Source organism: Nonomuraea sp. NPDC005501 (assembly GCF_040605905.1).
Lineage (GTDB): Bacteria > Actinomycetota > Actinomycetes > Streptosporangiales > Streptosporangiaceae > Nonomuraea.
On record NZ_JBEXDT010000008.1, the window covers coordinates 117,594 to 126,343 of the forward strand.

Sequence of the window (8,750 nt, forward strand, 5' to 3'; positions counted from 1 at the left end):
CGGTGTCAGGCGGTGGCGTGCTCGCCCCCGGTGCGCAGCCGCAGCAGCACCACTCCGTACATCCGGTCCGCCGGGCACAGGCCCCACTGCTTGGAGTCCTCCGATCGGGGGTGGTCTCCGCGCAGCACCAGCATGCCCGGCGGCACGCTGCCGGGCGGATCCCCCGCCACCCAGGGCGGCACCGGGTCCCCGGCCGCCGCGACGACCCGCTTGACGTACCACCCGGTGGGGGCGACGGGGCCGTCCCACCCCGTACGCGGGTCGGGCCGCCGGACGACCACGATCTGGCCGGCCCGGACCCGGCGGCGGTGGCGCAGCACCAGCAGCACATCACCGTGGAGCAGGGTCGGGGTCATGCTGCCGCCCCGCACGGTGACGGTGGACAGCAGCAGCCGGGCCGCCGGCACGGCCCCGATCACCAGCGTCACCGCGCCGACCCAGCCCAGGGCCTGGCTCATCCGGCGGCCACCGTGGTCGCCACCACGCCGTCCTCCCCGGGCGGCGACGCGGCCGGGTCCTCCTGGTACCCCTCCGCCTGGGTACGGAAGAGCTGGGCGTAGACGCCGTCCGGGGACGCGGTGAGGGAGGCGTGGTCGCCGCTCTCCAGGATCTGGCCGTCCTGCACGACGACGATCCGGTCGGCCCGGCGGACGGCGCTGAGCCGGTGGGAGACCAGGACGCTGGTGGACCCCGCGCGCAGCTCCCGCAGCCGGTCGTGGACCGCCGCCTCAGCCACCGCGTCGAGCCCGGAGCTGGGCTCGTCCAGGATCATCAGATCCCGGCCCTGACGCATCAGCCCGCGGGCCAGCGCCAGGCGCTGCCACTGCCCGCCGGACAGGTGGACGCCGCTCACCTGCGCGGCCTCGTCCCCGTCCTCCTCCTCTCCCGCGTGGAACACCCTGCTCAGCATCGTCCGGTAGCCGGCCGGCAGCCGCTCGACGATCTCGTGCGCCCCGGCGCGCTCGGCGGCGGCCCGGACCCGGTCCTGGTCGTCGATCGCCGCCAGGTCGCCGAGTCCGATGTTCTCGGCGGCGGTGAGGTCGTAGTCCATGTAGTCCTGGAACACCGCGCCGATCCGCTGACGCAGCTGCGCCACCGGAACGTCGCGGATGTCCACCCCGTCCCACAGCACGGAGCCGCGCTGCGGATCGTAGAACCGGCAGAGCAGCTTGACGAGGGTGCTCTTGCCGGCGCCGTTGAGCCCGACGACGGCCACGCTGGTGCCGTACGGGATGGTCAGGTTCAGCCCGCGCAGCACCCACGGGAAGTCCTCGCCGTAGCGGAACCACACGTCGCGCAGCTCGATGGAGTGGGCCAGCGGGGCGAGCTCCCGGGGCCGCGACGGCACGGCCAGGTCGTCCCCCACCTCGACCACCGTCAGGTAGTACTGGAAGACCAGAGCGGACTGATGTCCCATGGCGATGCCCTGCACCAGGACGCTGAGCCCGCCCTGGAGGCCGGCCAGGGAGGCGATGAAGACCGACACGTCGCCGATGCTGATCGTCCGTTCAGCCGCGGCGTGCACGGCCCACAGCAGCCCGCCGGCCGACAGCAGCGCCCCGAGGGCGGCGAGGGAGACCTGGACGCGCACCACGCCCCGCTCCAGCCGGTCCTCGGCGTTGTTCGCGGCGCGCAGTTCGGTGAGCATCCGCCCGTGCAGGAAGCTGCCCAGCCCGAACAGGCGGACCTCCTTGGCGGCCTGCAGGTCGGTCAGCAGCATCTGGTAGAAGAGCTTGCGCCGCATGCCGGGGCTGGTGCGCCACATCAGCCCGGCCCGCTGCCGGCTCAGCGTCAGATGGGCGATCATCGCGGGTGCGGCGGCCACCAGCGCGGCAGCCGTCATGACCGGGTTGATCGCCATCAGCGTGCCCAGGAACCCGGCGATGCCCAGGGTCCCCTGCAGGCTGGACAGGCCCATGTGGATCAGCTGGTCCGGGGCGTGCTCGGCGGACTGCTGGGCCAGTCGAAGCCGGTCGTGGAAGCGCGGCTCCTCCAGGCGTGCCAGCCCGCTCATCCGGTTGACCGCGTCGAACAGCCGGTCCTGCGAGTGCAGGCCGATGGCCCGCCGGGCGCGTCCCTGCGCGTACTGCGTGACGGCCGAGGTGGCGGCCATCGCGATGCCCAGGGCACCGATGCCGGCCGCCATCCACACCAGCGCCCCGGTACGGGGGTCGGTGGCGGCGAGCTCGTCGAGGGCGACCTTGGTCAGCCAGGCGGTCGCCACCGGCGCCACGCCACTGATCACCGCCGTGACGAGCTGGAGGAGCAGCATGCCGGGGGAGGCCTGCCAGGCGAGCGCGTAGGCCGCCTTCATCCCGCGGACGACGGAGACGCTCGGCTCCGTCACGTCACCGTCGCCGCTCACGGCGCCGAAGGATGCACGGTCCGGGCCAGCCCCTGCAGGCCGACACTGGCGGCGGTGGCGACCCCGTCGGGGCCGTAGAGGGCGAACCCGGGGTAGAAGCGGGCCCCGAAGGCGGTGCCGACCGGCGCGTCGAGGAATTCGGGCACCACATGGTCCGCGACGCCCACGAGCCGGGCGGCCAGCTCACTGCCGGCCGCGTCCACGCCGACCACCGTGGCCAGCACCTGGCCTCCGGCGTCCCGCACCCGGCGCGCGTGCTCGCCGAACTCGGGCACGCTGTCGTCGCAGCTCGCGCAGTCCAGCGACAGGAAGGCGATCAGCGCCGGCCGGCCGGCCAGCTCGGCGCGGGTGACCGTGGCGCCGTCGGCGGTGGTCGCGGTGAAGTCGGGCATCCGGTCCCCGGGCGCGATGCCCAGCTCCGGTTCCCTGTGGACGGAGGCGGGGCCGTGATGGTGGGGGCTCGGTGGAGCGCTCATGCGGGCACGCCAACGACGCGTCACGGCCACGGTCAGCACGAGGTTCACCGCGGTGAGCGCCGCGACCAGAACAAGTCCTGCGACAAGGTATTCCACAGATGTCCTTTCCGGCTCCGGCGCCGTCTCACCGGCCGAGGTCCCCGGCCGCGACCGGAGACGGGAAGAGCGCGGCGATGTCGTCGAACAAGACGATCAGAGCGGTGAGAACGCCGGCCGAGACCACGGCGGTGCGTGAGCGCGCGGCGCCCTGGCGGAGGAGGGGGAGCGCGCGTTCGAGGGGCGCCGGGGCCGGCGTGGCCGCCCTCGCCGAGGGCGGCCACGCGGCGCGTCAAGCTGGTGTCACCCCGGTCGGCGACGGGCGGGCGTCAGCAGTAGTTCATGCTGTAGCTGTACCAGGGGCCGCAGTGCTTCACGCAGGCACCGTTGGTCGAGCAGGTGCGGCCGAAGCACACACCGCCCTGGATCTTGAACTCCATCGACGAGTCCGGCGCGCAGCCGGCGTCGGCGGTGGTCGTGGGAAGCAGCGCCTCGACGGCGCGGGTGACGCGCCGGGTCACATTCTGGAACATGGTCGCTCCTTGGGGTGGTGGGATCGGTTTTCCACACACGGGCCGAGCGCCGCCACGAAAGGGTGAACACGGCGGCCGCGGCCCGCGCGGGCATGGGGGGGTTGGGCCTTCGGGACGCTAAGGGGCGACCAGCTCGGTCCGCAGGGCGGCGACGCCCGCGCCGGCCGTGGTCACCACGCCGTTGGGGCCGTACCAGGCGTAGGTCGGGTAGTTCTTGACGCCGTACCGCTTCGACAGCGTGGCCTGCGAGTCCTCGGCGATCACGATGTCCATCACGTCGCTGAGCATCGCGGCCAGCTCGCTCTCGGCCGAGTCGTCGCCGTGGACGATCGCCAGGGAGATTCCTCCGTCGGCCCGCAGCCGCTCGGCGTGCCCGGCGAACACGGGCACGGCCTCGACGCAGGCCTTGCACGTGAGCGAGAAGAACCCGACCAGGGTCTCCTTGCCGAGCAGGGTGCCGTCCGTCACGGTGGTGCCGTCGAGGGCGCGGGCGGAGAAGCTCGGAATCCGATCGACCATCCGGATGCCGGCGCCGTGCGTGCCACCGCCCGTGGCCTCCAGCTCTCGCCACCGACGGAGCATGACCAGAAGGAACGCCAGGTTGAGTACGCTGACGACGCCGACCAGCACCAGCCCCATAACAGCGAATATCACGAAATGCGTCCTCTCCCAGAACCTACGGGAACCGGTACGGCCGCGGCCACTCGACGATGATCGCCTAAAAGGGGTCCAACCGCAATGCCGGATATTTCTGGGCCGGTTTGCTGCTGTCATCGGTTGTTGTCGGGTGTCGTTTGTTGCGGTGTCTCTGCCGTGTGAAGGGTTATGTCGGGTCTTTCGCGGTGAAACCAAGGCTCTGGAGTAAGAAGTCGCCCCGCTGAAGCCGGTCAGGCGCGCGACAGGACCACCTTGAGCGCTCCGGTCACCTGTGGGTCGGCGAACGTCTCGTAGGCGGCCGTCATGTCACACAGGGCGAAGCGGTGGGTGATGAACCCGCCGGGATCCAGCCGTCCGGCGGCGACCACGTCCGCGCCGAGCCGTCCGGCGGCTTCCAGCCGGGCCGGAGCGAGATCGACGGCGATGATGTGGCTGGGCGTGCAGAGCCGGGCGGTGGTGATGGCGGCCAGTCCGATCGGCCCCGCGCCGACGACCGCGACCGTGTCACCGGGCCTCACCCTGCCGTTGAGGACGCCCACCTCGTAGGCGGTGGGCAGGATGTCGGCCAGCATGAGCGCGGCCTCGTCGGAGACCCCCTGGGGCAGCAGGTGGACGGAGGCGTCCGCGAACGGCACGCACACGTACTCGGCCTGGGTGCCGTTGACGCGGTGACCGAGGATCCATCCGCCGCCGCCCAGGCACTGGCCGAACATGCCGGTCCGGCAGTAGCGGCAGCGCCCGCATGCCGAGATGCAGGAGACCAGGACGCGGTCTCCCGGCTCGACGGTGGTGACCGAGGTTCCGGTCGCGGTGACGGTGCCGACCGCCTCGTGGCCGAGGATCGTGCCCGGCCGTACGGCGGGCACATCGCCCTTCAGGATGTGCAGGTCGGTGCCGCAGATGGTGACAGCGTCCACCCGTACGATCGCGTCCGTCGCCTCGGTCAGTCGCGGATCGGAAGTCTCCTCCCACGAACGCTGACCCGGCCCGTGATAGATGAGCGCCTTCATCGTGCCTCCTCGTCGGCTTTCCTCTCCCACGCTCGTCGGGGATGGGCGGAACCGGGCAGGGGCGAAGGTCCCTCACGCGGACGGCTTTGGCCTCCGGAGGCCGGATCGGGAGGCGTCGCACGACGGCAGCCACTTCGCGCGTGCCCCCGATCCGGCTCGCGGATGGCGTGCTCGACCAGGCGCCGGTCAGCGCAGGCGGCGCAGCAGCGGCGAGGGCGGCGGCTCGCAGGGCGCCACCCTGATCCGCGCGTCCACCGTGGTCGCGCCGTCCGGGGTGACGATGACGGGGTTCAGGTCGAGCTCGGCCATGTGCGGCAGGTCGTCGAGCAGCCGGCCATGGACCCCGGCACGGACGGCTCGCCGCCGAGGGCCACACCGGGCAGCCCATGCGTGAGCAGATTGATCCACAGGATCTGGGCGGGAAGCCTCCACGTTGAGCGCCGTCGTCCACGCCGGGGTGCTGGCCCGTGTCGGGCCGGGCGCCTCGGAGCCGTTCCTGGTGGAGGCACTCAACGGTGATGTCCGCGACGTCCAGGGCGGCACGACGGCCGAGGGCATCCACCTCGGGGCGATGGCGGGCGTGCTGAGCCTGTTCGGCGCGCCGCCGGCGGACGACTCGCAGCACTAGCTCGCGGTGACGTTTCTCGCCTGACCGAGGCCGAGGGCCCGGAGCAGCGCGGGGTCCCACCCGCCGGTGCTCTCGTCGTACAGGGCGAAGGTCGGCCCGAAGGACCAGTAACCCCACGAGAAGCCGTGCTCCTCGGCCAGGCGCCGGTTGACGGCGGCCCAGCGCGCGCGTGAGCCCGGGTCGGCGTTGCCGGAGGTGCCGAACTCGCCGACGAAGATCGGCCTGTCGTGCGCGCGCGCCCACTCCGCCAGGCCGGCGAAGGCGTCGGACAGCACGGAGCGCTCCTCGTGGCTGCCCTGCCATGTCGTGCCCAGCCAGGAGACGGGGTCGCCGAACGGGGTCTCGGTGCCGAGCCAGGTCTCACCCTGCATGGTGAAGGTGATCGGCCAGTACTGGTGGACCGTGACGATCAGGTTGCGGTCGTCCTCCGGCAGGCGGAGGTCGGGCAGGCGCCGCATGTTGTTGTAGGAGGCCGGGCCTATGACGACGGCTCGGGCCGGGTCGGCCTCGCGCAGCGCGGTGAGGATCTGTCGCAGGTAGTCGTTCCAGAGGGGATCGAGTGGGCCGCGGGGCTCGGCCAGGGGTTCGAGCATCACCTGGGCGGGGCGCTCGGAGAAGCGCTCGGCGACCTGGTGGGTGGTGGCGAGCAGCCGGTCGAGGTGACGGGGTGGGTCGGCCATCAGCTCGGGGTCCTGCAGGTTGTTCAGGACGACGCTCAATCCGCGTTCGGCGGCCTGGTCGAGGAGCAGGTCGACGCTGTCCAGGATCGTCGGGTCCACGGTGAATCGTCCCCGGGATTCGGTGGTGTGCGCGGCCCAGCAGGTCGCCAGCCGGACGGCGGAGAATCCGGCCTCGTGGCACAGGTCCAGATGACGCGGGCCGACCGGGACGGTCCATCCTTGTTCGAGTGCGGCGCCGAAGTCGGCGCCGATGTTGACGGTGCGGGCCAGGAGGCGGTTGGTCTCGTGAAGGGAGGACGCGCTCATTTACCTGCGCTCTTTCGTCGGGGAGTCGGAACCGGGGCCGGGCCAGTGCGTGGCCGGGTCGCGGAGTTGGGTGGTGAATGCGCGTAGCCAGTCGAGTTCGGCCCGGCGCAGGGCCTGAGGGAAGGCGTGGTCGGCCAGGAACACCGGCGCGACTCCGTCTCGCGCGGCGGCGTCCAGGGCGTGGCCGGTTTCGTCGACATGCTCCCGCATGCGCTCGGCGCGGCGTTCGAGGAGGGCGATCACCTCGGTCCTGGGCAACGCGAACATGAACATCAGCGCCACCGTGAAGCCGGAGGTGTCGTCCTCGGGACCGTCGAGCAGTTCGCGCAGCCAGTCTCGTAGTGTCGAGCCGCCTGCCTCCGTGATGCGGTAGACGGTCCGCTCGGGCCGGGCGCCCTCGCGGACGGTCTCGCCTTCGGTGATCAGGCCCGCGTTGACCAGGCGGGGCAGGGCGTCGTAGAACGACGCGTTCTTGATCTTCAGAGTGCGGTCGTGGCCGCGTTCGCGCATCTCGACGCGCATGTCGTAGACGTGGCGCGCGCGCTCGGCCAGCAGGCCGAGCACGGCCACGGTCATCGGGGTACGCAGGGGGCGTGCGGGCACCGGAGCTCCAGATAGTCGAACGCGACTAGACGAATTCGACTATATAGCACCCGCGATCACGTCGGACCGTCCGGCACGGAGTGCCCCGGGCACAGGCGGCTACCCGCCGGTGTGAGGGTCGGTGCCGGGCCTGGTGAAGTAGGCGGCGCTCTCCGCGTCCGCCGGGTAGTACGACTCGATCGAGACCTCGTCCAGGGTGATGTCCATCGGGGTGCCGAACGTGGTGGTGGTCGAGAACAGCCGCACTTCCCGTCCGCCGAAGCTGAAGATCATCGGGATCACGACCTCGGACTCGATCGGGTGGCTCACGTCCCCGGAGCCGGGCGTCAGCAGTTCCTTGTAGAGCGCGGTGAGCTCGGGGTCGGGAGCAGCGGCGAGCTGACGCGAGATCCGGGTACGGAGCACCGCGCGCACCTGGGCCAGATTGACGATCCGGGGAGAGAGCCCGCGCGGGTCCAGGCCCAGCCGCACCATGTTGATCGGCGGCTGGAGCAGGTCGGGGGCGACGTCTGCGAGGAACGGCTCAAGGGCGCGATTGGTCATCACGATGTTCCATCGGCGATCCACGGCCAGCGCCGGGTACGGCTCGTGTGCGCGGAGCACCCTCCCGACCGCCTGCCAGGCCGCCGACAGCGCGTCCCCGTCGAGCGGCCGCTCGGCGTAGCGGGGCGCGAAGCCGGCGGCGAGCAACAGCCGGTTGCGCTCACGCAACGGCACATCGAGCTGATCCGCGAGCCGGAGCACCATGTCGGCGCTCGGGTTGGACTTGCCGGTCTCCACCAGGCTGACGTGACGAGCCGAGACGTCGGCGGCGATCGCGAGATCGAGCTGGCTGAGTCGCCGGCGATGCCGCCATTCCCGCAACAATTCCCCGACCGTGTGCATGGCCGCCGATGCTACTCCTCGTGCGGCCGCACGCCATGACATGCGAGTTCATCGACAATCGTCGCGACGGCGGAAAAACTGCTCCCATGACTACGCAGAACATGACCACGGACAACAAGAGCATCGTTCAGAAGGCGCTGACGGAGCTGGTCGGGACGGGCGACGTCGACGCGCTCGCGCCGTTGCTGAGCGACGACTTCGTCCATCACAGGCCGGATTCGGCCTCCTCCACCAAGGCGGAATGGCTCGCCGCCGTACGCGCCGCCCTCGTCCCGCTCGCCGGCATGCAGGTCGAGATCCATCACGTGCTGGCCGACGGCGATCACGTCGTGATGCATTCCCGGCGCCGGCTTCCCGGGGGCGGGCCGGAGATCGTGGTCGTCGACATCTGGCGGATCGACGACGGGCTGATCGCCGAGGCGTGGGAGATCATCGAGCCGGTGGCCCAGGCGGCCGCCAATCTGGTGTGGTGGGAACCCGCCGATCACTGAGCCGGTCTGGCGCCGCCGGACCCGCCGGACCCGCCGGACCCGCCGGACCCGCCGGACCCGCCACATCGGACGAGAGAGGT

The 8,750-nt window shown here is 71.5% G+C and carries 12 protein-coding genes and 1 pseudogene; 2 read left to right on the forward strand and 11 right to left on the reverse strand.

The window, feature by feature from the left end:
• Positions 1-5: 5 nt before the first annotated feature.
• The 8 genes from ABZS51_RS07470 to ABZS51_RS07505 all read right to left on the reverse strand — a co-directional run bounded on the left by ABZS51_RS07470 (position 6) and on the right by ABZS51_RS07505 (position 5,586).
• Positions 6-458, reverse strand: a complete 453-nt coding sequence (locus ABZS51_RS07470) for a S26 family signal peptidase (protein WP_355437419.1) — start codon at positions 456-458, stop codon at positions 6-8.
• Complete coding sequence (locus tag ABZS51_RS07475) at positions 455-2,365, reverse strand: ABC transporter ATP-binding protein (RefSeq protein WP_355437421.1); 1,911 nt, start codon at positions 2,363-2,365, stop codon at positions 455-457. The genes ABZS51_RS07470 and ABZS51_RS07475 overlap by 4 nt, the downstream gene beginning before the upstream one ends.
• Positions 2,362-2,937, reverse strand: a complete 576-nt coding sequence (locus ABZS51_RS07480) for a redoxin domain-containing protein (RefSeq protein WP_355437423.1) — start codon at positions 2,935-2,937, stop codon at positions 2,362-2,364. Before ABZS51_RS07480 ends, ABZS51_RS07475 begins: the two co-directional genes overlap by 4 nt.
• Positions 2,938-3,206: 269 nt before the next feature.
• Positions 3,207-3,410, reverse strand: a complete 204-nt coding sequence (locus tag ABZS51_RS07485) for a hypothetical protein (protein ID WP_355437425.1) — start codon at positions 3,408-3,410, stop codon at positions 3,207-3,209.
• Positions 3,411-3,527: 117 nt separating this feature from the next.
• Positions 3,528-4,064, reverse strand: coding sequence for a TlpA disulfide reductase family protein (locus tag ABZS51_RS07490; protein WP_355437427.1), 537 nt, complete (start codon positions 4,062-4,064; stop codon positions 3,528-3,530).
• A gap of 233 nt (positions 4,065-4,297) precedes the next feature.
• Positions 4,298-5,077: an alcohol dehydrogenase catalytic domain-containing protein gene (locus ABZS51_RS07495; protein WP_355437429.1), complete on the reverse strand. Its 780-nt coding sequence runs from the start codon at positions 5,075-5,077 to the stop codon at positions 4,298-4,300.
• 186 nt (positions 5,078-5,263) lie between these two features.
• A complete protein-coding gene (locus ABZS51_RS07500; protein ID WP_355437447.1) occupies positions 5,264-5,407 on the reverse strand; it encodes an acetate--CoA ligase family protein in 144 nt (47 codons plus the stop codon).
• A complete protein-coding gene (locus ABZS51_RS07505) occupies positions 5,368-5,586 on the reverse strand; it encodes a cation transporting ATPase C-terminal domain-containing protein (RefSeq protein ID WP_355437431.1) in 219 nt (72 codons plus the stop codon). Before ABZS51_RS07505 ends, ABZS51_RS07500 begins: the two co-directional genes overlap by 40 nt.
• Between ABZS51_RS07505 and ABZS51_RS07510 the strand changes: the two are divergent.
• A pseudogene (locus ABZS51_RS07510) lies at positions 5,505-5,705 on the forward strand (hypothetical protein); the annotation flags it as partial. The gene ABZS51_RS07505 and the pseudogene ABZS51_RS07510 overlap by 82 nt on opposite strands.
• Here ABZS51_RS07510 and ABZS51_RS07515 read toward each other — a convergent pair.
• From ABZS51_RS07515 to ABZS51_RS07525, 3 genes are all read right to left on the reverse strand, one after another.
• A complete protein-coding gene (locus ABZS51_RS07515) occupies positions 5,702-6,691 on the reverse strand; it encodes a cellulase family glycosylhydrolase (protein ID WP_355437433.1) in 990 nt (329 codons plus the stop codon). The pseudogene ABZS51_RS07510 and the gene ABZS51_RS07515 sit on opposite strands and share 4 nt — an antisense overlap.
• Positions 6,692-7,294 (reverse strand): PadR family transcriptional regulator, encoded by a 603-nt coding sequence (locus tag ABZS51_RS07520; protein ID WP_355437435.1) that lies wholly within the window; start codon positions 7,292-7,294, stop codon positions 6,692-6,694. It abuts the gene before it with no gap.
• Between the two features lie 99 nt (positions 7,295-7,393).
• Entirely contained in the window at positions 7,394-8,179 is a 786-nt protein-coding gene (locus ABZS51_RS07525; protein ID WP_355437437.1) for a helix-turn-helix transcriptional regulator, read from the reverse strand.
• Between the two features lie 20 nt (positions 8,180-8,199).
• Here ABZS51_RS07525 and ABZS51_RS07530 point away from each other — a divergent pair, with 20 nt between their 5' ends.
• The gene (locus ABZS51_RS07530; protein ID WP_355437439.1) at positions 8,200-8,670 is read left to right on the forward strand and encodes a nuclear transport factor 2 family protein; all 471 of its coding nucleotides are present in this window, start codon (positions 8,200-8,202) and stop codon (positions 8,668-8,670) included.
• Positions 8,671-8,750: the final 80 nt, after the last annotated feature.